23 protein-coding genes, 1 pseudogene and 1 riboswitch are annotated in these 24,728 nt (G+C 70.9%); of the genes and pseudogenes, 11 read left to right on the top strand and 13 right to left on the bottom strand.

Features of this window, described 5'->3' with window-relative positions; all coding sequences use genetic code 11:
- Positions 1-19: 19 nt before the first annotated feature.
- Complete coding sequence (locus KIK05_RS27420; RefSeq protein WP_214413728.1) at positions 20-910, bottom strand: gluzincin family metallopeptidase; 891 nt, start codon at positions 908-910, stop codon at positions 20-22.
- Positions 911-1,108: 198 nt separating this feature from the next.
- Positions 1,109-1,630: a C40 family peptidase gene (locus KIK05_RS27425; RefSeq protein WP_250563508.1), complete on the bottom strand. Its 522-nt coding sequence runs from the start codon at positions 1,628-1,630 to the stop codon at positions 1,109-1,111.
- 82 nt (positions 1,631-1,712) lie between these two features.
- Positions 1,713-1,871, bottom strand: a riboswitch (cyclic di-AMP (ydaO/yuaA leader).
- A gap of 560 nt (positions 1,872-2,431) precedes the next feature.
- Here KIK05_RS27425 and KIK05_RS27430 point away from each other — a divergent pair.
- Both KIK05_RS27430 and KIK05_RS27435 read left to right on the top strand, forming a co-directional pair.
- Positions 2,432-3,007 (top strand): ArsR/SmtB family transcription factor, encoded by a 576-nt coding sequence (locus KIK05_RS27430; RefSeq protein ID WP_214413729.1) that lies wholly within the window; start codon positions 2,432-2,434, stop codon positions 3,005-3,007.
- On the top strand, positions 3,004-4,380 hold the full coding sequence (locus KIK05_RS27435) for an MFS transporter (RefSeq protein ID WP_308250143.1): 1,377 nt from the start codon (positions 3,004-3,006) through the stop codon (positions 4,378-4,380). The genes KIK05_RS27430 and KIK05_RS27435 overlap by 4 nt, the downstream gene beginning before the upstream one ends.
- A 4-nt stretch (positions 4,381-4,384) precedes the next feature.
- Here the strand turns inward: KIK05_RS27435 and KIK05_RS27440 are convergent, their stop codons facing one another.
- Both KIK05_RS27440 and KIK05_RS27445 read right to left on the bottom strand, forming a co-directional pair.
- A complete protein-coding gene (locus KIK05_RS27440) occupies positions 4,385-5,365 on the bottom strand; it encodes a C40 family peptidase (protein WP_308250144.1) in 981 nt (326 codons plus the stop codon).
- A 161-nt stretch (positions 5,366-5,526) separates the two neighbouring features.
- The gene (locus KIK05_RS27445; RefSeq protein ID WP_214413731.1) at positions 5,527-6,849 is read right to left on the bottom strand and encodes an NYN domain-containing protein; all 1,323 of its coding nucleotides are present in this window, start codon (positions 6,847-6,849) and stop codon (positions 5,527-5,529) included.
- A 223-nt stretch (positions 6,850-7,072) separates the two neighbouring features.
- Here KIK05_RS27445 and KIK05_RS27450 point away from each other — a divergent pair, with 223 nt between their 5' ends.
- On the top strand, positions 7,073-8,254 hold the full coding sequence (locus KIK05_RS27450) for a phosphotransferase family protein (RefSeq protein WP_214413732.1): 1,182 nt from the start codon (positions 7,073-7,075) through the stop codon (positions 8,252-8,254).
- On the opposite strand, the gene KIK05_RS27455 is transcribed toward KIK05_RS27450, so the two are convergent.
- Positions 8,242-8,766: a hypothetical protein gene (locus KIK05_RS27455; protein WP_214413733.1), complete on the bottom strand. Its 525-nt coding sequence runs from the start codon at positions 8,764-8,766 to the stop codon at positions 8,242-8,244. The genes KIK05_RS27450 and KIK05_RS27455 overlap by 13 nt on opposite strands.
- 211 nt (positions 8,767-8,977) lie before the next feature.
- Between KIK05_RS27455 and KIK05_RS27460 the strand changes: the two genes are divergently transcribed.
- Positions 8,978-10,711, top strand: coding sequence for a DEDD exonuclease domain-containing protein (locus tag KIK05_RS27460; protein ID WP_214413775.1), 1,734 nt, complete (start codon positions 8,978-8,980; stop codon positions 10,709-10,711).
- A gap of 108 nt (positions 10,712-10,819) precedes the next feature.
- Positions 10,820-11,107, top strand: a complete 288-nt coding sequence (locus tag KIK05_RS27465; protein WP_214413734.1) for an Lrp/AsnC family transcriptional regulator — start codon at positions 10,820-10,822, stop codon at positions 11,105-11,107.
- A gap of 18 nt (positions 11,108-11,125) precedes the next feature.
- On the opposite strand, the pseudogene KIK05_RS49450 reads toward KIK05_RS27465, so the two are convergent.
- The 3 genes and pseudogenes from KIK05_RS49450 to KIK05_RS27480 all read right to left on the bottom strand — a co-directional run.
- Positions 11,126-11,263: pseudogene (locus KIK05_RS49450) on the bottom strand (adenosine deaminase); the annotation flags it as partial.
- A 46-nt stretch (positions 11,264-11,309) separates the two neighbouring features.
- Entirely contained in the window at positions 11,310-12,383 is a 1,074-nt protein-coding gene (gene trpD, locus KIK05_RS27475) for an anthranilate phosphoribosyltransferase (protein WP_214413735.1), read from the bottom strand.
- 11 nt (positions 12,384-12,394) lie between these two features.
- On the bottom strand, positions 12,395-12,793 hold the full coding sequence (locus KIK05_RS27480) for a response regulator transcription factor (RefSeq protein WP_214413776.1): 399 nt from the start codon (positions 12,791-12,793) through the stop codon (positions 12,395-12,397).
- 181 nt (positions 12,794-12,974) lie between these two features.
- Between KIK05_RS27480 and ctaE the strand changes: the two genes are divergently transcribed.
- Genes ctaE through qcrB form a run of 4 tightly spaced genes read left to right on the top strand, consistent with a single transcriptional unit; the run spans position 12,975 to position 17,152 of the window.
- On the top strand, positions 12,975-13,601 hold the full coding sequence (gene ctaE / locus KIK05_RS27485; RefSeq protein ID WP_214413736.1) for an aa3-type cytochrome oxidase subunit III: 627 nt from the start codon (positions 12,975-12,977) through the stop codon (positions 13,599-13,601).
- Positions 13,602-13,618: 17 nt separating this feature from the next.
- Positions 13,619-14,449: a cytochrome bc1 complex diheme cytochrome c subunit gene (gene qcrC, locus KIK05_RS27490; RefSeq protein WP_214413737.1), complete on the top strand. Its 831-nt coding sequence runs from the start codon at positions 13,619-13,621 to the stop codon at positions 14,447-14,449.
- Entirely contained in the window at positions 14,442-15,515 is a 1,074-nt protein-coding gene (gene qcrA / locus KIK05_RS27495) for a cytochrome bc1 complex Rieske iron-sulfur subunit (protein WP_214413738.1), read from the top strand. Before qcrC ends, qcrA begins: the two co-directional genes overlap by 8 nt.
- Positions 15,512-17,152, top strand: coding sequence for a cytochrome bc1 complex cytochrome b subunit (qcrB, locus tag KIK05_RS27500; protein WP_214413739.1), 1,641 nt, complete (start codon positions 15,512-15,514; stop codon positions 17,150-17,152). The genes qcrA and qcrB overlap by 4 nt, the downstream gene beginning before the upstream one ends.
- 214 nt (positions 17,153-17,366) lie before the next feature.
- On the opposite strand, the gene KIK05_RS27505 is transcribed toward qcrB, so the two are convergent.
- The 4 genes from KIK05_RS27505 to ctaC all read right to left on the bottom strand — a co-directional run bounded on the left by KIK05_RS27505 (position 17,367) and on the right by ctaC (position 21,757).
- Positions 17,367-18,665: a L,D-transpeptidase gene (locus KIK05_RS27505; RefSeq protein WP_308250145.1), complete on the bottom strand. Its 1,299-nt coding sequence runs from the start codon at positions 18,663-18,665 to the stop codon at positions 17,367-17,369.
- Positions 18,666-18,909: 244 nt separating this feature from the next.
- A complete protein-coding gene (locus KIK05_RS27510) occupies positions 18,910-19,305 on the bottom strand; it encodes a cytochrome c oxidase subunit 4 (protein ID WP_214413740.1) in 396 nt (131 codons plus the stop codon).
- Positions 19,302-20,951: an aa3-type cytochrome oxidase subunit I gene (gene ctaD, locus KIK05_RS27515; protein ID WP_372455614.1), complete on the bottom strand. Its 1,650-nt coding sequence runs from the start codon at positions 20,949-20,951 to the stop codon at positions 19,302-19,304. The genes KIK05_RS27510 and ctaD overlap by 4 nt, the downstream gene beginning before the upstream one ends.
- A 17-nt stretch (positions 20,952-20,968) precedes the next feature.
- Entirely contained in the window at positions 20,969-21,757 is a 789-nt protein-coding gene (ctaC, locus tag KIK05_RS27520; protein WP_214413742.1) for an aa3-type cytochrome oxidase subunit II, read from the bottom strand.
- Between the two features lie 245 nt (positions 21,758-22,002).
- Between ctaC and KIK05_RS27525 the strand changes: the two genes are divergently transcribed.
- Together KIK05_RS27525 and KIK05_RS27530 are read left to right on the top strand one after the other, a co-directional pair.
- Entirely contained in the window at positions 22,003-23,139 is a 1,137-nt protein-coding gene (locus KIK05_RS27525) for a cysteine desulfurase family protein (protein WP_214413743.1), read from the top strand.
- 31 nt (positions 23,140-23,170) lie between these two features.
- Entirely contained in the window at positions 23,171-23,494 is a 324-nt protein-coding gene (locus tag KIK05_RS27530) for a sulfurtransferase TusA family protein (RefSeq protein WP_308250146.1), read from the top strand.
- 43 nt (positions 23,495-23,537) lie between these two features.
- On the opposite strand, the gene KIK05_RS27535 is transcribed toward KIK05_RS27530, so the two are convergent.
- Positions 23,538-24,524, bottom strand: a complete 987-nt coding sequence (locus KIK05_RS27535) for a carbohydrate kinase family protein (protein WP_214413744.1) — start codon at positions 24,522-24,524, stop codon at positions 23,538-23,540.
- Between the last annotated feature and the right edge of the window lie 204 nt (positions 24,525-24,728).

The following is a 24,728-nucleotide window of genomic DNA, read 5'->3' on the forward strand; positions in this document are numbered from 1 at the left end:
GGTCTCCCGCTTCTCTCCATCATGGGGCCGGCGAGAGCGACTTCCGGACGTACGCCCGCCAGCCGTCGGTGAACCGTGCCTCGGTCGTGCCGAGGACGCGGGCGAACGCGGCCGGCGCGCCTTCTCGCATGGTTTCACGGTAGAGGGAGACAAGGGCCGGTTCGCCGAAGCGGTCCGCGACATACCGGCAGGCCAGCCACGCCTCCTCGTAGGCCTGCGCCGGCCGGGCCGAGCCGGGGGCGAACGCGTCGCGCCCGGGGAGCGCGCGCGGCGGCCGTCCGGCGCGCACCTCGGCGGCCAGCTCCGCCGCGGCGACGGGCACGGGAACGCCGGCGCGGAGGTAGCCGACGTAGTCGGCGAACCCCTCGACGAGCCACTTGGGCGTGCGCCCGTCGGTGGCGGCCCCCGTGGCGAGGTGGGTGAGCTCGTGCGCGAGGACGACGTCGCGTCCCGTGGCGGACAGGCGGGCGAACGATCCCGGCTCGACCACCACGCGGTCGGTTCCGGCCACGGCGGCGAGCCCGTTCACGGCGGTGGGGGCGGCGAGCCTGGCGGCCTGCCCGGTGGTCGCCGGGACGAGGATCAGCGGGTGGAGGAAGGTCTCGGCGGGCCCCGGCGATCGTACGGCGCCGGCGACGCCGGCCACGATCCCGCTCGCGCGGTCGGCTCTGCGGGCGATGTCGGCGAGGTCCCGGGGGTCGGCCCGCGGCCCTCCGATCACCAGGGAGCGCCTCCCGCGCGCCTCGCGGGCTCCGGCCCAGATGTCGGGATCGTGGCGGACCACCGCGTCCGCCCGCCGCCGCAGGTCGTCCGTTCCGGTGCCGGCCGGCGCGGGGGGACGGCCCCCGGGCGGGCCGGTGAGCGCGGCGAGCAGCCCGGCCAGTACGGCCCAGAGCGAGACGGCGCGCATGCGGGCAATCTACCTTGCAGCCGTCACTCGCGGCGGCGCCCGGCCGGCGCGACCGGGCGTGGGGCGGGCACGCGAAGGCCCCGCCCACCTGCGGGGGAGATGGTGGACGGGGCCTTCGGGGCCGGTGCCCGACCGGTCCGCGGGCCGGGAGCTTCCCGGGAATGCGCTGCCTGGGGAGTCCCTGGTGGCCCGCGAGGGTCAGGCGCCGGGGCGGACGGCTCCCACAAAGCTCGCCTTGCGGTAGCCGTTCAGCTTGTCGATCCGCACCCGCGCCCCGGTGTGCGGGGAGTGGATCATCTTGCCGTGGCCGACGTACATGCCGACGTGGCCGAGACCGTAGAAGAACATCAGGTCACCCGGCTTGAGGTTCTTCCAGGAGATCTTCTTCCTCACGGAGCGGAACTGGCTGGCCGCGATGCGAGGGAGCTTCACACCGGCCTTGCGCCAGGCGTACATCACGAGCCCGGAGCAGTCGAACGAGCCGGGGCCGCTGGCGCCCCAGCGGTACGGGTCGCCGATCTGCTTCTTGGCCACCGAGACGGCCGTGACGGCCTTGATCCGCTGCTTGGCGGCCCTGGTGAGCTTGGCCGAGGTCTTCGCCTTGCTGACCGTGGCCGCGCTCGCGGCCGTGGTCACTTCGGTGGAGACCTCGGTGGAGGCGGCCGTCGCGGCGTCAGCCGCCGGAGCCTGCATCGCGCCCGTCGCGACGGAGGCCGTCATGGTGAGCACGACCCCGCCGAGGGAGAGGCGGGCAAAGCGCGACAGACAGGGATTTTCGGTACTGCTGGACAGGATCGCTCCTAGGTTCTTCCACTCACGCCTACCGGGTTAGCTGACGGATTCGGGCATGGAAGTCGCCCTACGGTGCCGACGGCACCGATTCACCCCTGATCCCGAATTCGGGATCGATTGGGTCCCCGGCTCCGTGCTCCTTGCCGCACGGATTCGGCAGGTCACCGCCTCGTCGCGGTCCTGATTCGCGCCTGAGTCGACGACGGTGACCATTGGATGGTTTTGCACGCACCGGCTTGATCACCGCCGGATTGCTCGCGACGGCATGGCGTGCTCGCCGCGGCCCAGAAGTTACACAGTTCGCAAAATCGTGGCAAAGGCGTGACCTTCGGAACCTTGATCAGTTGTATTGATCGTTCGCGAAAACCCGCTGCATATGGTGGTTTTCCGTTACCGGAATGTGATTCGTCTCACACAATGCGAAACGGCAGGGGACGTCAGTCACATCAGTCACATCAGTCACACCCGTCTTCGACCCCGCCCGGCACCGGCCGCCGCGCACCCGGGCGCCGGCGAACCCCGCGGCCGGGCACGGCGCCCCCGTCGACGTGACCTTGATCCAGGGACGCATGGAGGCACGAACAGGTCCCCGACCAGGGCGGACGCGCGCCTACACCAAGCGACGCCGGGACGCCGCGGAACACGAGATCTGTGAGATTGGCCATCGCGCAAGAGATGTTCCGCAAGAACTGTTGCACAACATCCCTTGCATATGCCAGAGTCCGGATCATGGAAGAGAGAAGCGTCCGCCAGATCACCGACTCCAAGGTGCTCGCCGCGCTCGCGCACCCCCTGCGGCGGCGTCTCATGGACGCCCTGAAGGTCGACGGCCCCTCCACCGCCAGCATGCTGGCCGAGCGCACCGGGCAGGCCGTCGCCAACGTCAGCCACCACCTGCGCGTCCTCGGCGCCGGCGAGCTGATCGAGGAGGCGCCGGAGCTCGCCCGTGACCGCCGCGAGCGCTGGTGGCGGCTGACCTCCACGCAGGTGCGCTGGGCCACCTCCGACTTCGGCGACGACCCGGCCTCCGCCGCCATCGCCAGCGCCGCCGAGTCACTGAACCTCGACCACCACGTGAACCTCGTACGCGCCTGGTACGCGGCGGACGAGGAGGAGCGTGCGGCGTGGCGGGGCGCGCCGTTCGCCACCTCCGACTGGCTGCGCCTGACCCCGGACGAGCTGGCCCAGCTCGAACGGCAGGTCCTCGCGATCGTGCAGCAGTGGTCGGACCGCGAGGTGCCCGACGACGGTCAGCGGCGCGACCCGGTGTTCTTCTTCGCCTTCGGCGTCCCGGGCCGGCCGTGAACGACACCGCCACTCCCCCGCCCGGGACCGGCGCCGCGTCCGTCCGCACGCCGCCCGGGACCGCCACCTCGCCGGACGACCTCACGTTCGCCCTCCCCGCCTCGCCCGGCCGGCCCTCGGCCCCGGTGCGCCGCAGGCGGGGCGGGCTGCTGCGGGACCGCGACTTCCGCCTGCTGTGGATCGGCGAGACCACCAGCGGCTTCGGCAGCTCCCTCACGGCCATCGCCCTGCCCCTGGTGGCCGTCACGACGCTGCACGCGGGCCCCTTCGTCGTGGCGGCGCTCGTGGCGGTGACGTGGCTGCCCTGGCTGGTCGTGGGCCTGCCCGCCGGGGCGTGGGTGGACCGCCTCCCCCGGCGGCCCGTGATGCTCGCCTGCGACGCCGTGTCGTTCCTGTTGTTCGTCAGCGTCCCGGCCGCCGCCTGGTGGGGGGTGCTGACGGTCGGCCACCTGCTGGTGGTCGCCCTGCTCGCCGGCACGGCCAAGGTGTTCTTCCAGACGGCCTACCAGGCGTACCTGCCCACCGTCGTGGCTCACGGGGACCTGCGCGAGGGCAACGCGAAGCTCCAGGGAAGCGAGTCCGCCGTCCAGGTGGCCGGCCCGGGCGCGGGCGGCCTGCTCGCGCAGGCGTTCGGCACGGTCACCGGGCTGCTCGCCGACGCCGTGACCTTCCTCGTGTCGGCGGTGTGCCTGCTCGCGATCAGGACGCGCGAAGCGCCCCGCCCGCGCGTCCGCCGCGCCACCACGCTGCGGCGGGAGATCGGCGAGGGGCTGCGCTTCACGGCGCGGGACCCCTACCTGAGGGTGCTCACCCTCTTCGGGGCCGCCAGCAACCTCGCCCTGGTCGGCTACCAGTCCATCCTCGTGGTGTTCCTGGTGCGCGAGGTCGGGGTGAGCCCGGGTGCGGTCGGCCTGCTGAGCGCGGCCACCGGCCTCGGCGGCGTCGCCGGCGCGGCCGGCGCGTCCTTCCTCGCCCGGAGGTTCGGCAGCGCCCGCGCCTTGATCGCCTGCGAGCTGCTGGGGGCGCCGTTCGCGCTGCTGATCCCGCTCGCGACCCCCGGGCCAGGGCTGGCGTTCGTGCTCGTGGGCGGCCTGGTCGTCGTCGCGGGAGTGGTCGCCGGCAACGTCCTGAAGTCGAGCTTCCGCCAGGCGTACACGCCGCGCGCCCTGATGGGCCGGGTGTCGGTGAGCATGCAGTTCTTGAACTACGGGACGATCCCGCTCGGCGCCGTGCTCGCCGGGGCGCTCGGCGACGCCCTGGGGACGCGCGCCACGATGTGGATCATGACGGGCGCGCTGACGCTGACGGGGCTCATCCTGCTCGCCGGCCCGCTGCGCCGCGAGCGGGACCTCCCCGCCGCTCCGCAGCGGTGACGGATCAGGGACGGACGGCGGCGAAGATGCCGTGGTAGGACGACAGCGGCACGACCTTCACCACGTCTCCGGTGCGGGGCGCGTGAACCATCTTGCCGCCGCCGGCGTACATCCCCACGTGACCGAGACCGGAGGCGAACAGCAGGTCGCCCGGCTGCACCGCGTTCAGCGGCACCCGGCGCGAGGCGCCCCAGGAGTACTGCTCGGCCGCGGTGCGGGGCAGGCTCACCCCCGCCGCGCGCCAGGCCGCCTGCGTGAGGCCCGAGCAGTCCCAGGCGCCCGGTCCGGTGCCGCCGTACCGGTACGGCTTGCCCACCTGGGCGAAGGCGAACTGCAGGGCCGTGCGGGCGTTGCCGGAGGCCGGGCCGTCGTACTTGATGCCGGGGCTGTTGGGGTTGCCGGGGTTGAACTGGTTGAGCTTGCGCAGCAGCCGCTCCTGCTCACCGACCAGCTTCTCGACGTCCTTCTTCTGCCGGCGCAGCTCCTGGAGGATCTGGACGGCGTCGTCGTAGGCGCCCTTGGCCTTGTCGCGCTGCCCCTTCAGGGCTCGGGTGGCGTTCTCGTACTCCGCCAGCGTGCGGGAACGGCCGGCGGCCATCTGGTCGACGGAGGCGAGACCGCTGAGCAGCGCCTCGGGGTCCTCCTGGCTCGCCAGGCTGGGCCAGGAGAGCATGTCGCCCGACTGGTAGGCGTTGACGGCCACCGAGACCAGGCCGGAGCGCAGCCGTTCGATCGTGGCCAGCTGGTCCTTCAGGTCGCCGTTGAGGGCGTTGTAGGCCTTCCTGGCCTTCTTCCAGTGCTCGTTGGCCGCGTTGTACTTGTCGACCACCTTGTCGGCCTGGGCGTTCAGCTTCTCCAGCCGCGCCTTGGTCTGGGCGATGGTCGGCTTCGGCTTCGCCTCGGCACCGCCTGCCTGAGTCAGAACGACAGCGGCGATGAGACCGGTGATCAGCGGTACCCGACCGACTCCCCGGATGCCACGCACGACCACTGGGACGACAGCCCCCTCAAGTGAGACAAGTGAGACAACCTGGGGGGTGATCCTACAGAAGACCTACTGCTACAGGCACCTTTTCCGCGGGAATTGGTCTCAATACGACAAGCAGGGTTTCACCCGGCATCCCACACGTGAACGCCGGGCGGCCCTCAGGAACGGCCGAGCCGGCGCAGCAGCAGGGTCGAGGGGACCGGGCGGGCCCCCATGCGGCGCACCGAGTCGGCGACCTCGCGGTCGGAGGACACCACGGCGACCGCCCGGCCGGGAGGCTCGGCCCGGACGAGCTGCCTGATGAGGTCGTCGGCGATCTCGCCCGGCGCGCTGAACAGCACGCGGACGCCGCGCGGCGCCGACACCTGCACCGGTCCGTTGAGCTCGGCGCCGTCGAACACGCACGTGACCTCGACGCGGGTCTGCACGGCGAGCCCTCCGAGCCCGGTGAGCAGCCGCGAGCGCTGGTCGACCAGGGTCAGCGACGGGTAGCCGGTCTTGGTGACGTTGTAGCCGTCCACGACGAGGTGGATCTGCGGGATGGCGAGCAGCTGGTCGAGCAGCGCCGGGTCGTCGTCGGCGAGCGCACGGGCGGGCACCGCGCGCACCGAGGGACGTCCGGGCGTGACGGCGCTGACCGAGTCGGCGGGCCTGCTGATGGCGACGGGCAGGCCGAGCTCGCTGCGCAGGCCGGCCGCGGCGTCCTGCAGGGTGTCGAGGAGCACGCGGATGCGGGCGTCCTCGATGCTGCGTCCCTCGCGTGCCGCGCGGCGGCTGGCCTCCAGCTGCCGCTCGGCGTCGGTGAGGCGCTCGCGCAGCTTGCGCAGCTCGCTCTCGGCGGAGCTCGCCGCCGAGGTGACGGCGGACCTGGCCTCCTGCTCCAGAGCCTGCAGCTCGACGGCGCGCTCCTCGGCCACCCGGGTGCGCTCCCGGGCGTCGTGGAGCTTGCGCCGCAGGTCGGCGACCTCGGCCCGGGACGCCTTCAGCTGCTCGCGCAGCCGGTCGGTCTCCTCCTTGGCGGCCGCCTTCTGCGTGGCGAGCTGCTCGCGCAGGCGGGCGACGGTCTGCTCCTGGGCGCTCCCTTCGGCGGCCGCCGCGGCCTGCTCGAGGTCGGCGCGGGCGGTCTCCACGAGCTCGGGCCAGCCCGGGGGCCGCGTGAGGTAGGCGGCCGCGGCCACCAGCACCGGCTCGGCCGCCGGCGGGACGTTGCCCTCCCCGAGGGACGCGACCAGCTCGGGCCACGCCTCCTTGAGCGCCTCGGCGACGATCTCGCGGAACTCCTTGTCGCTCTCCAGCTGCGTGGCGATCGGCGCGCTGCCCAGCCGGGCGCGCTTGCGCGGGTCGAACCTCGCGATGCCCTTCAGCGGCGGCGGGATCGTGGCGGGCGGCATCGTGCCGAGCACCTGGGCGGCGAGCTCCACGACGTGTAAGCGGACCTGCTCGGGCAGCGGGCGAGACAGGCCTTCTCCGGCTGAGCTCATCCGTCTTCCCCTAGCTGACTGTCCATTCAAATTCCGTCTATCCGATAAGGGTACGGCCGACGCGTTCGTGGTCAGGGCGCTTCGGGCCCTGTCGCCGCGCCCGGAGGGGCTTTCCGCGCGGGCGCGGGGCCCGGCGGGGCGGGTGGACGGCCGGTGAACGGCATATGGGCAAGCGCTTGGTCGGCGGTATACGACTGTGCCATCCGGATGAGGGAGGCAGCCGATGGCCGGGCCGGACGTCCAGCGCGACGAGATGCGCACCTCCACCCGTGACCTGGGCGAACTCCGCGAGCGTCTGCGCGCCTGGCTCGCCGGCCGGCTGCCCGGCGCGACCGGCGTGCGGGTGTCGCCGCCGTCCCGCCCCTCGGCGAACGGCCTGTCGAGCGAGACCCTCTTCTTCACCGCCGCCTGGTCCGACGGCGACGGCGAGCACGAAGTGGACTGCGTCGCCAGAATGGCGCCCGCCGCCGAGGCCGTGCCGGTCTTCCCGCGCTACGACATGGTCGAGCAGTTCGAGGTGATGCGGCTCGCCCGGGAGCGGGCCGGCGTCCCGGCACCCCGCGCGCTGTGGTCCGAACCCGACCCCGAGCCGCTCGGCTCGCCGTTCTTCGTGATGGAACGGGTGAGCGGGGACGTCCCGCCCGACGTGCCGCCGTACACCTTCGAGGGCTGGCTGCTCGACGCCTCCCCCGCCGACCGCGCGCGCCTGCAGGAACGCACGGTGGAACTGCTGGCGCGGCTGCACGGCGCGCCCGCCGGGCCGGCCTTCCCGCGGCAGGGCCCGCCGGGCGGCTCGGCGCTGCGGCGGCACGTCGAGGAACAGAAGGCGTACTACGCGTGGGCCCACGCGGCGCGGCCCGTCCCGATCCTGGAGGACGCCTTCGCCTGGCTGGAGGACCACTGGCCCGCCACCCCGTCCCCCGACGTGATCAGCTGGGGCGACGCGCGCATCGGCAACATCATGTACCGCGACTTCGTCCCGGTGGCGGTGCTCGACTGGGAGATGGCCTCGGTGGGGCCACGCGAGATCGACATCGCCTGGATGATCTTCCTGCACCGGTTCTTCCAGGACGTCACCACCTTCATGGGGCTGCCGGGCCTGCCGGACTTCATGACCCGCGAGGACGTCTGCGCGCAGTACCGCTCGTTCTCCGGCCACGAGCCCCGCGACATGGAGTTCTACGAGATGTACGCCGCGCTGCGGCACGGGATCATCATGGCCCGGGTCTGGCAGCGCCGGATCCACTTCGGCGAGCAGCCCATGCCGGACGATCCGAACGACCTGGTGATGCACCGCGCCACCATCGAGAGCATGCTGTCGGGCCGCTACTGGAGCCGACCCGGCGGCCCGGCCCCGCCACGCCGGGGGCCGCGAGGCCGGGCGCCGCGCCGTCAGCGCCGGTAGATGGTCGTCCTCGACCTGGCCATCAGGTCGCCGCGGGTGACCTCTTCGACGTAGTCCCGCGTGCTCAGGCCGGACTCGAAGTTCACGGCCCTGGCGTAGTGGTCGGTCCTGTACCTGCCGGCGTACTTGTACTTGACCCAGACCCGCAGCCGCGCCGAGAAGCCGTCGGCACCGGTGAGGCGCACCACGCAGTAGGCCCTGGAGCTGTAGTACCCGCACGAGGAGTGCGCCGGCTTGCTGAGGAACCGCACCTTGGACGGGGTGTTCCTCGGCAGGAACGCCACGATCACCACCGCGTCGGACTCCAGCCTGCGCAGGTGCTTGACCCGGTAGTCGTAGGTGATGAAGCCGCCCCGCCTGATCGCCGTGGGATACCTCACACCGACGTAGGCGCCCGCGGCCGGCGCGGCGGCCCGGACGGCCTGCCCGGGAGCGGCCCGGCGGGTGGCCGCCGCGGCCGGGCCGGAGTACCCCACCAGGGCCCCCGCCGCGAGGGCGAGCGATGTGATCAATGCCGATGACCTGCGCATACCTGTCTTTCCCGTGAGTAGATCGGTGAACGGACGGCCCGTGGGCCGCACGGCCCGGCACGCCCCCGTACATCCCGAGCACACGCTGTACAACGACCAGGAACGAAATGGGATTCGATCACGGCCGGAGATCGGCCCCGCCGGATTCCCCGTGCCCGCCCCCTGGGAACTGTCGGACCCCGCTCGTATGGTCATGCTCGTGGAGATCGGGGTTCAGGGAACGCTTGACGAGCTGGGCACGCCGCTCGACCAGGTGACCTTCGTCGTCTTCGACCTGGAGACGACGGGCGGGTCATCGGCCGAGCACGCCATCACCGAGATCGGCGCGGTGAAGGTCCGCGGCGGCGAGGTGCTCGGCGAGTTCGCCACGCTGGTCGACCCGGGGCGTCCCATCCCGCCGTTCATCACCGTCCTGACCGGCATCACCGACGTGATGGTCACCGCCGCGCCGCGCATCGAGCAGGTCCTCCCGTCGTTCCTGGAGTTCATCCGCGGCACCACGCTGGTCGCGCACAACGCCCCGTTCGACGTCGGGTTCATCAAGGCCGGCTGCCAGGCCCACGGCTACCCTCCGCCCGCCAACCCGGTCGTCGACACCGCCGACCTCGCCCGGCGCGTCCTCACCCGCGACGACGTCCCCAACTGCAAGCTGTCCACGCTGGCGAGGGTCTTCAGGAGCACCACCGAGCCGTGCCACCGGGCCCTGGCCGACGCCAAGGCCACCGTCGACGTCCTGCACGCCCTCATCGAGCGGGTCGGCGCCTACGGCGTGCAGACCCTCGAGGAGCTCAAGGGGTTCGTGCGCGCCCCCACCCCCGAGCAGAAGCGCAAGCGCCACCTCGCCACGGGCATCCCGAGCGCCCCCGGCGTCTACGTCTTCGAGGACGAGCGCGGCGAGGCGCTGTACGTCGGCAAGAGCGGCGACCTGCGGCAGCGGGTGCGGTCCTACTTCACCGCCAGCGAGACCCGCCCGCGCATCCGCGAGATGATCGGCATCGCCGAGCGGGTCAGGCCCATCGTGTGCGCCACCGGCCTGGAGGCCGAGGTGCGCGAGCTCCGGCTGATCGGCGCCACCAAGCCGCGCTACAACCGCCGTTCCCGCTTCCCCGAGAAGGTCGTCTGGCTCAAGCTCACCGACGAGCCGTTCCCCCGGCTGTCGATCGTGCGCGAGGTGAAGGCCGACCAGGCCTCCTACCTCGGCCCGTTCACCTCGGCGCGCGCCGCCGAGGACGCCCGGTCCGCCCTGCACGAGGCGGTGCCGATCCGCCAGTGCACCGAGCGCATCACCGTCCGCACCAGGCGGGCGGCCTGCGCGCTGGCCGAGATGGGCCGGTGCGGGGCGCCGTGCGAGGGCCGCCAGAGCGTCGAAGAGTACGGCCGCCACGTCGAGCGCGCCCGCTCCGCCATCGAGCACGACCCGGGCCCGGTGTTCGCGGCGATCGAGGCCCGCATGCAGCGGCTGGCCGCCGAGCAGCGCTACGAGGAGGCCGCCGTCGACCGTGACCGGCTGGCGGTGTACGTCCGCACGGCCGCGCGCATGCAGCGCCTGAGGTCCCTCACCTCGATCCCCCAGCTGATCGCCGCGAGCCCGGCCTTCGAGGGCGGCTGGGACATCCACGTCGTGCGCCACGGCCGCCTGGCCGCCGCGGGCGTCATGCCGAAGGGCGCCCACCCCGTCCCCTACGTCGACGCCCTCGTGGCCACGGCCGAGACGGTGGAGCCCGGCCCCGGCCCCCTGCCCGCCGCCGGCGCCGAGGAGACCGAGTGCATCCTGCGCTGGCTCGACTCCCCCGGTGTGCGCCTGGTCCGCGTCGAGGGCACCTGGAGCCTGCCCGCCGGCGGCGCCGCCCGCTTCAAGGAGCGCATCGACCGCGCCTACCAACCCCTCCAGCCCCGCCAGCCCCGCGAGGGCCGCCCCCTGCGCTGACCACGAGCCTTGACCAGAGTGGTCTCCCGTCATCGTCGGCCGGTGGCGGACGGGTGGTGGAGGCGGCGCTAGAGTCGGGCGAGACCGTACTCAAGGGAGAGAACGCGAATGATCACCGCGATCGTGCACATCAAGGCGGACGTCCACCGGCTCGCCGAGGTCGCCCAGACGATCGCCGAGCTCGACGGGGTCAGCGAGGTCTACTCGATCACGGGCGACTACGACCTGCTCGCGATGGTGCGGGTGACGGCCTACGACCAGATCGCCGAGGTGATCCCCGGGCGCATCAACAAGGTGCCCGGCGTGCTCGCCACCGAGACCCACCTCGCCTTCCGCACCTACTCCAAGCACGACCTCGAGGCGGCCTTCTCCATCGGCTTCACCGAGGCCGACTGACCAGGCCGTCAGCCCGGCGCGCGCGAGTTCGCCGACGGGGTGGGCGGCCAGGCTCTCCACGAGCTTCAGGGACACGTTCGACGTGGGCGCGACCTCCAGGGGGATCCGGTGCTCGGCCGGGTGGGCGGCCAGGGCGGGATCGTCGAGGCAGCGGATGGGCCGAGGATCTCTCCTCGGCCCTTGAAGGGGATGATGCGGTCTGTCAGGACTTCCTGTGGGAGCGGCTGATCTCGACCCAGCGGTCGAGGGTCTCGGCGGCCCGCCCGGAGTCGACGGCCTCGGCCGCCCTGGCGTACGCCGCCGACATCGCGCCGACGAGGGCGTCGGCCGGGGCGCCCTGGCCCGGGTCGAGGGAGGCGGGCTCGAGGCTGACCAGGGCCGCGGCGGCGTTCAGCAGCACGGCCTCACGCACCGGGCCGGGCCTGCCGCCGACCAGGTCCTTGACCGCCTTGGCGTTGAACTCGACGTCGCCGCCCCTCAGCGCCTCCTGGTCGGAACGGGGCACGCCGATGTCGAGGGGGTCGAAGGAGGTCTCGACGGCCGTGCCCTCCCTGACCACGTACACGGTGGAGGTGGTGGCCGTGGACAGCTCGTCGAGCCCGTCGTCGCCCCGGAACACCAGCGCCGACACGCCGCGCTCGGCGAACACCCCGGCGACGACCGGGAGCATGCGCCGGTCGTACACCCCGATGGCCTGCGCCGACGGGCGGGCGGGGTTGGTGAGCGGCCCGAGGAAGTTGAAGAAGGTCGGGATGCCGATCTCCTTGCGCACCGGGCCGGCGAACCGCAGGGCCGGGTGGTAGACGGGCGCGAAGCAGAACGCGATGCCCGCCTCGACGGCGGTGCGGGCCGTGAGCTCCGGGGACAGGTCGAGGACCACCCCGAGGTGTTCGAGGACGTCGGCCGCACCCACCGAGGAGGACGCCGAGCGGTTGCCGTGCTTGACGACCCGCGCCCCCGCCCCGGCGGCCACGATCGCGGCCATCGTCGAGACGTTGACGGTGTGGGCGCGGTCGCCGCCGGTGCCCACGACGTCGACCGTCGGGCCCTCGACCGCCAGCGGGGTCGCGAACTCGAGCATGGTGCGCGCGAGCCCGAGGACCTCGGCGACCGTCTCGCCCTTGGCGCGGATGGCCGTGACGAAGGCGGCGATCTGGGCCTGCGTGGCCGACCCCGACATGATCTCGCGCATGGCCCAGGCGGTCTCGTCGGCGGTGAGGTGCTCGCCGGCCAGCAGGGCGGTGAGCAGCGCGGGCCAGCTGGTGCGCGCGTCCATGGGGGCTCCGGTCAGTGGGAGGAGATGCGGGTGGCCGAACGGCGCCGCATGAGGCCCGCCACGGCCTCGGCCAGCGCCATCGGGTCGAGCGGCTGGGCCACGACGGCGTCGGCGCGCGACCAGTCGGCCAGCCAGCGGTCGTCGCGCCGCGCGATGACCACGCAGATGGGCGGGCAGTCGTAGACCTCGTCCTTGGCCTGGCGGCACACCCCCATGCCGCCCGCGGGGACCGCCTCGCCGTCGAGGACGGCGACGTCGATCTCACCGGAGTCGAGGTGCTTGATGACGGCGGGCTGCGTCGCGCACTCCACGATGTCCACAAGGGGCACGTCGGCGGCGGGACGCCGCCCGATCGCCAGCCGCACCTTCTCGCGGGTGCTTGCGTCGTCGCTGTAGACGAGAACCCTCATGCTCACGGTCGCGCTCACTATCGATTGACGAGGTATGGTCACATGGATGCTACCGGTCCCTGGCGACGGAATCCCAGACCAGTCATACTTGGCGTAGTTCCAGGCTCATCGGCCCTTTCACCGGGCTCACCCGTCCCCAACAGGGGGGTCGTGCGGCGACCCGACCAGTAGAGCCGCAATAATGTCGGGCGTGGCGACAGCATCCGCAATTACGACGACGACAGCACCATCGTCCCGCCGGCCCAACCTGGTCAGCGTCGGGACGATCGTTTGGCTGTCCTCTGAGCTCATGTTCTTCGCGGCGCTGTTCGCGATGTACTTCACCATCCGGTCGGTCAGCCTCGGTCAGGACAAACCGTGGCCGACGCTGCCTGAAGGCGTCCACCTGGACGTCCCGTACGCGCTGGTCAACACGATCGTCCTGGTCCTGTCGAGTGTGACGTGCCAGCTCGGTGTGTGGGCCGCTGAGAAGGGTCAGGTCCGGAAGCTCCGCTTCTGGTACATCATCAGCTTCCTGATGGGTGCGTGGTTCGTCGGCGGGCAGCTGTACGAGTACCACAACCTCGTCGAAGAGGGCGTGACCCTGTCCTCCAACGCCTATGGTTCGGTGTTCTACCTGACCACGGGCTTCCACGGACTGCACGTGACCGGTGGTCTGATCGCGTTCCTGTTCATGCTGGGACGCACGTACGCCGCGAAGCGCTTCACCCATGAGCAGGCCACCAGCGCGATCGTCGTGTCCTACTACTGGCACTTCGTCGACGTCGTCTGGATCGGCCTCTTCGCGACCATCTACATCATCAAATGATCGGAACGAGGATTTCGGTGAACTCGATCACCGCACGGAGGCGGCATCCATTCGCGCGATACGCCGTCCTCCTTCTGGCCCTGAGCCTCCTCGGAGGGGTGTACGCCCTGCTCGCGCCCGGAGGCGACCGGGCCGACGCGGCGATCGCCTCCGGCAAGGCCGACGACGTGGCCGCGGGCAAGGAGCTCTTCGCGGCACACTGCGCGTCCTGCCACGGCCTCAACGCCGAGGGCTCCTACACGCCCGGCGGTGGATCGGGCCCGAGCCTCATCGGCGTCGGAGCGGCGGCCGTCGACTTCCAGGTGTCGAGCGGCCGCATGCCGTTCTCCAACCCCGGCCCGCAGGCCCCGCGCAAGCGCCCGCCGGACTGGGTGAACCCGGACACCGTCCGGCAGCTGGCCGCGTACGTGCAGTCGCTCGGCGGAGGCCCCGCCAAGCCCTCTCTGGAGGCGGTCGACCCCTCCAAGGGCGACCCGGCCAAGGGCGGCGAGCTGTTCCGGGCGAACTGCATCCAGTGCCACAACTTCGTGGGCGCGGGCGGTGGCCTGACCTACGGCAAGTACGCTCCGCCGCTCAACCAGGCCAGCCCCACGCAGATCTACGAGGCGATGGCCACCGGCCCGCAGGCGATGCCGGTCTTCAACGACACGACGATCACGCCCGAGCAGAAGCGGGACATGATCGCCTACATCACGGGCGTGCGCAGCCAGCCCGACCCGGGCGGCAGCGGCCTCGGCCGCATCGGCCCGGTGACCGAAGGCCTCGTCGCCTGGGTCGTCGGCATCAGCCTCCTCGCCCTCGCCGCCATCTGGATCACCGCGAAGAAGCGTCAGGCCAACCATGACTGAGAACATCGACACCAACCTGCCGGAAGAACGCGTCCCGAGGCGCGTCATCGGCACGCCCCCGCCCGGGGGTGACAGCTCCTCGCTCGGCGCTCCGGCGTCGGCCGAGGAGCCGATCGTGCACGAGGGCGTGAAGTTCCCCGACCCGGTGAAGGCACGCAAGGCCGAGAAGGTCGCCGCGTTGCTGTTCTTGGTGGCCTTCCTCGCCGGCATCGCGTTCATCGTCTCCTACGTCGCCTTCCAGGTCGGCGACATCGACCGGACGCAGACCTCCAACCTCGCCCTCGGCTCGTCCCTCGCCATCGCCCTGCTCGCCCTGGCGGCCGGTCTGGTGGTATGGGCCCGGCAGCTCATGCCGAAGTACGCCCTGGTGCAGGAGCGCCACCCGATGGCGTCCCGTGCGGAGGTCCGCGAGGAGGTCGAGAAGACCTTCCTGCAGGGCGCCGAGGAGAGCGGCTTCCTGCGGCACAAGCTGATGCGCCGCACGCTGCTGCTGGCCGCCGCGCCGCTCGGCCTGCTGCCTCTGGTGATGCTGAAGGACCTCGGCCCGCTGCCCGGCACCTCGCTGCGCCACACGGTGTGGAAGAAGGGCATGCGTCTGATGGTCGAGGGCACCAACCAGCCCATCCGCGCGGCCGACTTCAACTCCCCCGGCGGCATCCTGTCGGTGGTCCCGCAGGGCCACGAGAACGACCTGAACGCGCTGGCCAAGGCCACGCTGATCCTGATCAAGTTCAGGCCGGAGGAGCTCAAGTCGGGCGTCAACCTGAACTGGACGCACGACAGCATCGTCGCCTACTCCAAGATCTGCACCCACGTGGGCTGCCCGGCGGCGCTGTACGAGCAGACGACCCACCACATCCTCTGCCCGTGCCACCAGTCCACCTTCGACGCGGCCGACGGCGCCAAGGTCGTCTTCGGCCCGGCGGCCCGTCCGCTGCCCCAGCTGCCGATCGGCGTCGACAGCGAGGGCTACCTCATCGCACAGAGCGACTTCAACGTCCCGGTCGGCCCCAGCTTCTGGGAGCGCGGGGACGCCGAAGCCGAAGCTAGGGGGCAGAAGGCATGAGCCTCGACACCACGCCGAAGGCCATCGCCGGGCCCTCGAAGTTCATCGACGACCGCATCGGCGCGGGAAACTTCCTCCAGCGCAACCTGCGCAAGGTCTTCCCCGACCACTGGTCGTTCCTCCTCGGCGAGATCGCGCTCTACTCCTTCATCATCCTGCTGCTGACCGGCACGTTCCTCACGCTGTGGTTCAAGCCGAGCATGATGGAGGTCGCCTACGACGGCTCCTACGCGCCGCTGCAGGGCGTCCACATGTCGGAGGCGTACGCCTCGTCGCTGCACATCAGCTTCGACGTGCGCGGCGGCCTGCTCATCCGGCAGATCCACCACTGGGCGGCGCTGCTGTTCGTGGCGGGCATGACGGTGCACATGCTCCGCGTGTTCTTCACCGGCGCCTACCGCAAGCCGCGCGAGCTCAACTGGATCATCGGTGTCCTGCTGCTCACCCTGGCGCTCGCCGAGGGCCTGACCGGCTACTCCCTCCCGGACGACCTGCTGTCGGGCGCCGGTCTGCGGATCACCGAAGGCGTCATGATCTCGATCCCGCTGGTCGGCACCTACCTCACCTTCTTCCTGTTCGGCGGTGAGTACCCCGGCGAGGACGTGATCTCGCGGTTCTACAGCATCCACATCCTGCTGATCCCGGGCATCCTGCTGGCGCTCGTCTCCGCCCACATGGTCCTCATGTGGGTGCAGAAGCACACGCAGCAGCCGGGCAAGGGCCGTACCGAGACCAACGTGGTGGGCGCGCCGTTCTACCCGACCTTCATGATCAAGGCCGGTGCGTACTTCCTGTTCACGTTCGGCGTCGTCGCGCTGCTCGGCGCCTTCGCCCAGATCAACCCGATCTGGCTGTTCGGCCCGTACACCCCCGCCGACATCTCGGCCGGTTCGCAGCCCGACTGGTACATGGGCTTCCTCGAAGGCTCGCTGCGCCTCATGCCGGCGTGGGAGATCAACCTCTTCGGTCACACCCTCCCGCTGAGCGTGCTGATCCCGGCGCTCGGCCCGATGGGCCTGATCATGACGGGTCTGGCGCTCTACCCGTTCGTGGAACGGTGGGTCACCGGCGACAACCGCGAGCACCACATCGCCGACCGGCCCCGCAACAACCCGCACCGCACGTCGATCGGCATCTCGGCGATCACGTTCTACGGTCTCCTGTGGCTGCTGGGCGCCAACGACTGGATCTCGGCGAAGTTCCACATCTCGCTGTACACCACGACGGAGGTCGGCCGCGTGGTGGTCTTCGTGGGCCCGGCGATCGCGTACTACGTCACCTACCGCATCTGCATCGGCCTGCAGCGCCACGACCAGGAGGTCGTGCACCACGGCGTCGAGTCGGGCGTCATCAAGCGCCTGCCGCACGGCGAGTACGTCGAGGTCCACGTGCCCCCGGCCGAGGACATCGCGGCCCACGTGAAGGGGAAGAAGCTGATCCCCTCCGTCGAGGACGGCCCGGACGGCGAGGGCATCCCGCCCAAGGGCATGCGCAACCCGCTCGGCAGGCTCCGTGCGCGCATGAGCCGCGCGTACGCCGCCGACAGCGACGCGATCTCGCTCGACGGCTCCCACGAGGAGCACGGCGAGCACGCGGCCGTTGGAGCGGGCGAGGAGACCAAGTCCATCGGCCACTGACGGCCGGCGGACAGCGGTTCCGAACCACAGCACAGCGGGAGGGCCCGGGCGCGACACGCGCCCGGGCCCTCTTCTCGTTCGCCGCCGCGAGAGCCGGACGGGGGGCTTTCCCTGCTCCGCCGATGTCCTACGCGGGGCCCGCCGGTGATCCGGCCCCCGACGCTCGACGCGCGGCCAGCCGGTGATCCTCCCCGGCTCCCCCACGTACGCGCGGTCAGCTGGTGGTGGTCTTTCCCTTCTTCCCATGCTCCTCGGAGGCCGGGGAGCCGGTGGTGTGCTCGGAGACCGGGACCGCCGACAGCGCCTCGGTGGGCGACGCCGACCGCATGCCGCTCCACCGCAGCCACTGCGGCCAGCTCTCCTGCCAGTACCCCCAGCCGTTGCCCGGGTCGAGCTGGCGCGGTGTGCCGGTGACGATGATCGGGTCGCCGATGAGGGTGACCTCCTTGAACCACTTGGCGTTCTCCGGGCTGACGTTGATGCAGCCGTGGCTGACGTTGCTGTTGCCCTGCGAGCCCACCGACCATGGCGCGCCGTGGACGTACTCGCCGGTGTCGGAGATGCGGACGGTGTCGTACACCGTCAGCTGGTAGTAGCCGGCGCTGCCGGGCCCGGCGTCGGGCGAGGTCATGGTGGTGACGTCCTCGCGCGACATCGCCAGGTGGATCCCGTTGGTGGTGTAGTGCTTCCAGCTGTCGCCGTTCCCCGCGCTGAGCGGGACCGTCCTGATGACCTTGCCGTCGCGCTTGACGGTCATCTGGTGGCTCGCGGTGTCGGCGTGGCTGATCTGGGAGCGGCCGATCTCGAACTCGCGGACGTAGTCGCCGGCGCCGTACATGCCCGGGCCGCCGCGCACGCCGCCGAGCTGCGCCACCAGCTTGACCTTCGTGTGGGCGGGCCACCAGTGCTTGGGCCGGTAGACGACGGACTTCTCGTCGATCCAGTGCCAGGCCCCCTCGACGGGCCGCGAGGCCTGCACCGACAGGTTGCGCTCCACCGAGAGGCGGTCGGCGATGGGCTTGTCGAAGGTCAGCATGATGGGCATGCCTACACCGACCGTGAGGCCCGTGATGTCCTTGTTGGGCAGAATCTTGTCGGCGGCGAACGTCTGGGTGGCCTTGATGGTGGAGAACTGGCTGGTCAGCTGAGTGGTCTTGCCCGAACGGCCGACGGCCACCACCGTGACCCTGTAGGTCTCCCCCGGCGCCATCGGGCGCTTGCTGCGCCACTTGGTGCGGTCGGCGCTCAGCACTCCCTCGAGCGGTGTGTTCTTCGACGTGGCGCGTACCTCGACGCTTCTGAGAGCGCCGTAGACGGTCCCGATCATGATGGGCAGCTCGGGGGCCACCTGGGTGGCCCCGTCGGCCGGAGAGACGCTCACAGCGGCGTCCTGCCGGGAGCCCTGCGGGTTGCCTGATGACTGGTTGTCGCCGGAACGCCCGCATCCGCTCGCGAGGAGGAGGGCCAGGGCGCCGGCGCCTAGGGCGATCACCCGGATCTCTGCGTGTCCCACGTGACCTCTCCCTGCTCCGATGGATCACTCCTTGTGAGTTATTACCCGGTTACAGCGTGTCGTGTGCCCCCGCTGAAGGAGAAAGGGCGAAACGACCTGCCAAAAAAGCCCCGAAGGCGACCGACGCTCCCTTGACGGAGCCCACGAAAAAGCCGCACGGGCGGTGGATGCCTCGTCAAGAGACATCCACCGCCCGCGCGGAGGTTTACCGATCACCGGGAGCGGCGGCACGCCGCCCCGCACGTCAGTGCGTGAAGTGACCCCGGTAGTACTGGAAGACGAACCCGATGGCCGCCATGACCACGGCGAAGGCCCCGATCATGAACATCCACCAGCCGATCACGAAGCCGACCGTCATGAGCGCCACGGCCAGGCACAGGAACAGCGGCCACCAGCTCGACGGGCTGAAGAAGCCGAGCTCGCCGGCACCGTCACTGATCTCGGCGTCCTTGCGGTCCTCCGGCTGCTCGCCGATGCGGCGGGCCGTGAACAGCAGGTAGTAGCCGATCATCATCGCCAGGCCGACGGAGATGGCCAGCGCGGTGGTGCCGGTGGGCTCTTTGGACCAGAACCAGTAGACGATGTCCACCGCGGCGAAGAAGACGCCGCACAGGAGGAGCAGCCAACCCTGGACCTTCATCGGACCTCCTCCAGCGCCTCAACCGGCACGGGCTGGTGCGGGTGCTTCAGGTCGAACGCGGGACGCTCGGACCGGATGCGCGGCAGCTTGGTGAAGTTGTGCCGCGGCGGCGGGCAGGAGGTCGCCCACTCCAGGGAGTTGGCGAAGCCCCACGGGTCGTCGACGGTGACCTTGGGAGCGTTCTTCCAGGTGTTCCACACGTTGTAGAGGAACGGAAGCGTCGAGGCGCCCAGGACGAACGCGCCCACCGAGGAGACCATGTTCAGGTCGGTGAAGCCGTCGAGCGGGGAGTAGTCGGCGTACCGGCGCGGGAAGCCCTCGACACCGAGCCAGTGCTGCACCAGGAAGGTGGTGTGGAAGCCGATGAACAGCGTCCAGAAGTGCCACTTGCCGAGGGTGTCGTTCAGCATCTTGCCGGTGAACTTCGGCCACCAGAAGTAGAACCCGGCGAACATCGCGAACACCACGGTGCCGAAGACGACGTAGTGGAAGTGCGCCACCACGAAGTAGGAGTCACTGGCCTGGAAGTCCAGCGGCGGCGAGGCCAGGATGATGCCGGTCAGACCGCCGAACAGGAACGTCACCAGGAAGCCGACCGAGAACAGCATCGGCGACTCGAACGTGACGTGGCCGCGCCACATGGTGCCGATCCAGTTGAAGAACTTCACACCGGTCGGGACGGCGATCAGGAACGTCATGAACGAGAAGAACGGCAGCAGCACCTGTCCGGTGACGAACATGTGGTGCGCCCAGACGGCCGCCGACAGGCCCGCGATGGCGATGGTGGCGCCGACGAGGCTGATGTAACCGAAGACCGGCTTACGGCTGAACACCGGCAGGATCTCGGTGATGATGCCGAAGAACGGCAGCGCGATGATGTACACCTCGGGGTGCCCGAAGAACCAGAACAGGTGCTGCCAGAGCATCGCACCGCCGGTCGCCGCGTCGAAGATGTGGGCGCCGAGCTTGCGGTCGGCCTCCAGGGCCAGCAGCGCGGCGGCGAGCACCGGGAAGGCCAGCAGCACCAGGATGCTGGTGAGCAGGATGTTCCAGGTGAAGATCGGCATGCGGAACATCGTCATGCCGGGGGCCCGCATCGTGATGATCGTGGTGATGAAGTTCACCGCGCCGAGGATGGTGCCGATACCCGACATCGACAGACCCATGATCCACAGGTCGCCGCCCATGCCCGGGGAGGAGACGGCGTCCGACAGCGGGGTGTAGGCCGTCCAGCCGAACGACGCGGCGCCGTCGGGGGTGAAGAAGCCGGAGACCGCGATCAGGCTGCCGAACAGGTAGAACCAGTAGCTCACCATGTTCAGCCGCGGGAAGGCGACGTCGGGGGCGCCGATCTGCAGCGGCATGAGCTCGTTGGCGAAGCCCGCGAACAGCGGGGTCGCGAACATGAGCAGCATGATCGTGCCGTGCATGGTGAACAGCTGGTTGAACTGCTCGTTGCTGACGTACTGCAGTCCGGGCTGCGCGAGCTCGGCACGCATGATCAGCGCCATGACGCCGCCGATCAGGAAGAACGCGAAGGAGGTGATCAGGTAGAGGTGCCCGATCACCTTGTGGTCGGTGGAGGACAGCCACTTAGCGATGACGGTGCCCCTGCGGGCGCGCCTCGCCTCGTCGCCGCTCCGGATGGGTTCGGTGGTGGCGGTCACTGAGCACTCCCCGCCTGGCTGTTGACGTACTGGTCGTATTCGGCCTGCGGCACGAGTTTCACCGTGAAGAGCATGCGGCTGTGGTCGACGCCGCAGAGCTCGGCACAGCGGCCGGCGAACTCACCGGTCTTGTTCAGCGTGTGGATCTCGAAGACGTTCTTCACGCCGGGGATGACGTCGCGCTTGAACAGGAACGCCGGCACCCAGAAGGAGTGGGCCACGTCGGGCGAGGTGAGCTCGAACTGCACGGCCTTGTCCTCGGGCAGCACGAGCACCGGCCGCTGGGCGGGGGTGCCGACCACCTTGACGGTCTTGCCCTGGTACTCGCTGGTGAAGCGCCAGCTCCACTGGAAGCCCTCGACGTGGACCTTCACGTCGGGGTTCGCCGAGACCTTGGTGATCGTGTTCTCGTCACGCGCGGTGAAGTAGAAGAACACGGCGACCATGATGATCGGGATCGTGGTGTAGAGGATCTCGATCGGCAGGTTGTAGCGCACCTGCGGCGGCAACGCGTCGCCGCTGTTCTTGCGCTTGCGGTGGAACGCACAGGCCCAGAGGATCAGGCCCCAGACGACCACGCCGACCGCGAGGGCGGCGATCCAGGCACCATTCCAGAGACTCTGGATGATGCCGGCCTCCTTGGTGATGCCATCAGGCATACCGGCACGGTCCCACGTGCCAGGGCCCCCACACGCCGTCAGGGACACCAGCAGCACCGCCAGAGCGGCGGCGCGTGGCACCCTGCGGGCCAACGGACGCCGTGTAGAACGGCGGGTCGGACTCACGGATCGCCTACCCCACAGTTAAAGCCCAAGAGTCCCCCTCCTGGGCGGTCGTTGCCAGATTCACGTATTCGCGCTCTAAGTTGTCTCACGTCACGCTGGGGGACACATTAGCGCGCACTGGCGCCGCCCTCCTTCTCAGCCCCCGTCTTGCCCCAACCGCGGGGCCCGCTTTGCCTCCCACCGCCGCCCGTCGCCCCCGATGGCCCCGGCTGAGCGGCGGGCGGGACGGGTGCGAGCATGGGCGGGTGGCGTACTTCGACGCGGCCTCGACCGAACCCCTGCATCCCGCCGCCCGCGAGGCGCTCGTCGCGGCCCTCGACGAGGGCGGCGCCGACCCCGCGCGGCTGTACGGAGCGGCACGCCGGGCGCGCCTGCTGCTGGAGAGGGCCCGCGCCGAGGCGGCCGAGGTCATCGGCGCCCGGCCGGACGAGGTGTCGTTCACCGCCTCCGGCACCCAGGCCGTCCACCTCGGCGTACTCGGCACTCTACTGGGCAGGCGGCGCGCCGGACGCCACCTGGTGGCGGGCGCCGTCGAGCATTCCAGCGTCCTGCACGCGGCCCAGGTCCACGAGGCCGGGGGCGGCACCGTGGAGGTGGTCGGCGTCGGCCGCACGGGGCGGGTCGACGCGGACGCCTTCGCCGCGGCGGTGAAGCGGGAGGGTACGGCGCTGGCCTGCCTGCAGACGGCCAACCACGAGGTCGGCACCCTGCAGCCGGTGGCTCGGGCGGCGGAGGCCTGCGGGGCGGCGGGCGTGCCGCTGCTGGTGGACGCCGCGCAGACGCTGGGACGGCTGCCGGTGCCGTCCGGCTGGTCGGTGCTGGCGGGCAGCGCGCACAAGTGGGGCGGCCCGGCGGGGGTGGGGCTGCTCGCGGTCCGCAAGGGCATCCGCTGGCGCTCCCCGCTGCCGGAGGACGAGCGGGAACGGCGCAGGGTGCCCGGCTTCGAGAACGTCCCGGCGGCGGTCGCGGCGGTGGCGGCGCTGCGGGCCCGGCTCGCCGAGGCCGAGGAGGAGAACGCTCGGCTGTCGGCGCTGGTCGACCGCATCCGCGAGACGGTGCCCCGGGTGGTGCCGGACGTCGAGGTGGTCGGCGACGCGGCGGAGCGGGTCCCCCACATCGTGACCTTCTCGTGTCTTTATGTGCCGGGTGAGGCGATTCTCACCGAATTGGACAGGGCGGGGTTCGCCGTCTCGTCCGGCAGCTCGTGCACGGCGAGTACGCTACGACCATCGCATGTGCTGGAGGCGATGGGGGTGCTCACGCATGGCAACGTCAGGGTCTCGCTGCCCAGGGGCACCACCGGCGAGGACGTCGACCGCTTCCTCGGCGTCCTGCCCGGCATCGTCCGCCGCATCCGCGAGAGCGTAGGAGTGAGGTCGTGACGAGGCGAGGCGGGTCAGGGGCGAGGCGGCCGTGCCGCGCGCCGCGGCCCTCGACGGCAGGGGTGAGATCGTGATGGCAGGCCGGCACAGGCAGCCCGCGCCCGAGGAGGCTCCCCGGCCGCCCGAGGTCGCGCTGACCATCGACGCCCTGGGCCGCAAGTGCCCGATCCCCATCATCATGCTGGCCGAGCAGATCAACAGCGTGCCGCTGAACGCCACGATCGCCGTCCTCGCCGACGACCCGGCCGCCTTCACCGACGTCCCGGCCTGGTGCAGGCTCAAGTCGCACCACCACATGGGCAGCTACGAGCTGCCGCAGGGCGGCTGGGCCATCCACGTGCGGCGCAACTACTGAAAGGCCCGGCCGCGCCCGATGCGGGCACGGCCGGAGGCGGGTGTCAGGGGTGGGGGCACTCCAGGTGCGGCTCGATCTCGGCCGCGGCGTCGGCGCCGTACGCCGCCGAGAAGCGGCTGAGGAAGCCGCTCCTGCCGAGCTGGTACTCCTGGCCGCCGACGTGCTCGAGCACGTGGGTGGCGATGAGGTTGCCGATCTGGCCGCAGCGCTCCAGCGACAGCCCCCACATCAGGCCCGACAGGAAGCCCGCGCGGAAGGCGTCGCCGACGCCGGTGGGGTCGACCTTGCCGAGCTCGGGGGTCGGGGGGACGTGCAGCGACGGCTCGCCGTCGCGGTCGATGCGGGCGCCCTTCGGGCCGAGAGTGGTCACCCGGACGCCGACCCTGGCGAGCACCTCCTCGTCGGACCAGCCGGTCTTCTGCTCGACGAGCGCCTTCTCGTAGTCGTTGGTGAACAGGTAGGCCGCGCCGTCGATCAGCTGCCGGATCTGGCCGCCGTCCATGCGGGCCAGCTGCTGGGAGGGGTCGGCGGCGAAGGGGATGCCCCGGGTGCGGCACTCGTCGGTGTGACGCAGCATCGCGTCGGGGTCGTTCGGGCTGATCAGGACGAGGTCGAGGCCGCCGACGCGGTCGGCCACCGGCTGCAGCTCGATCTCGCGGGCCTCGGCCATGGCGCCGGTGTAGAACGAGGCGATCTGGTTGTGGTGCTCGTCGGTGGTGCACAGGAAGCGGGCCGTGTGGCGCAGCTCGGAGACGTGCACGGACCGGCAGTCGACGTTGTGGCGCTCCAGCCAGGAGCGGTAGTCGCCGAAGTCGGCGCCGACCGCGCCGACGAGGATCGGCGACAGGCCGAGGCAGCCCATCCCGAAGGCGATGTTGCCCGCGACCCCTCCGCGCCGGATCTGCAGATCATCGACAAGGAAGGACAGCGACACACGGTCGAGCTGCTCGGCGATGAGCTGGTCCCCGAAGCTACCCGGGAACGTCATCAAATGGTCGGTCGCGATTGAGCCGGTGACGGCGATGCGCACGGGGTGTTCTCCTCGTTGTCAGCATCGAAATGGGCCCGCCAAGAATACGCCACCCGTACTCGAGGGGCGCGTGAGGAACGCTAGAGCCCGATCTTGGCCGTGTCCCGCCCGCCCCACCGGTCCACGATCACCTCATGAGCCGGTCCGGCTCCCGCACGGCCGGCCGGCCTCCGCCGGCGAGGACCGGCAGGTGAGCGGCCTCGC

Source organism: Sphaerisporangium fuscum (genome assembly GCF_018531465.1).
Taxonomy (GTDB): Bacteria; Actinomycetota; Actinomycetes; order Streptosporangiales; family Streptosporangiaceae; genus Sphaerisporangium; species Sphaerisporangium fuscum.

Coding starts and splice junctions, on each gene's coding strand:
- KIK05_RS27420 (WP_214413728.1), bottom strand. CDS start 910: ATGCGCGCCGTCTCGCTCTGGGCCGTACTGGCCGGGCTGCTCGCCGCG.
- KIK05_RS27425 (WP_250563508.1), bottom strand. CDS start 1,630: ATGACGGCCTCCGTCGCGACGGGCGCGATGCAGGCTCCGGCGGCTGAC.
- KIK05_RS27430 (WP_214413729.1), top strand. CDS start 2,432: ATGGAAGAGAGAAGCGTCCGCCAGATCACCGACTCCAAGGTGCTCGCC.
- KIK05_RS27445 (WP_214413731.1), bottom strand. CDS start 6,849: ATGAGCTCAGCCGGAGAAGGCCTGTCTCGCCCGCTGCCCGAGCAGGTC.
- KIK05_RS27450 (WP_214413732.1), top strand. CDS start 7,073: ATGGCCGGGCCGGACGTCCAGCGCGACGAGATGCGCACCTCCACCCGT.
- KIK05_RS27460 (WP_214413775.1), top strand. CDS start 8,978: ATGCTCGTGGAGATCGGGGTTCAGGGAACGCTTGACGAGCTGGGCACG.
- KIK05_RS27465 (WP_214413734.1), top strand. CDS start 10,820: ATGATCACCGCGATCGTGCACATCAAGGCGGACGTCCACCGGCTCGCC.
- trpD (WP_214413735.1), bottom strand. CDS start 12,383: ATGGACGCGCGCACCAGCTGGCCCGCGCTGCTCACCGCCCTGCTGGCC.
- KIK05_RS27480 (WP_214413776.1), bottom strand. CDS start 12,793: ATGAGGGTTCTCGTCTACAGCGACGACGCAAGCACCCGCGAGAAGGTG.
- ctaE (WP_214413736.1), top strand. CDS start 12,975: ATGTCGGGCGTGGCGACAGCATCCGCAATTACGACGACGACAGCACCA.
- qcrA (WP_214413738.1), top strand. CDS start 14,442: ATGACTGAGAACATCGACACCAACCTGCCGGAAGAACGCGTCCCGAGG.
- qcrB (WP_214413739.1), top strand. CDS start 15,512: ATGAGCCTCGACACCACGCCGAAGGCCATCGCCGGGCCCTCGAAGTTC.
- KIK05_RS27510 (WP_214413740.1), bottom strand. CDS start 19,305: ATGAAGGTCCAGGGTTGGCTGCTCCTCCTGTGCGGCGTCTTCTTCGCC.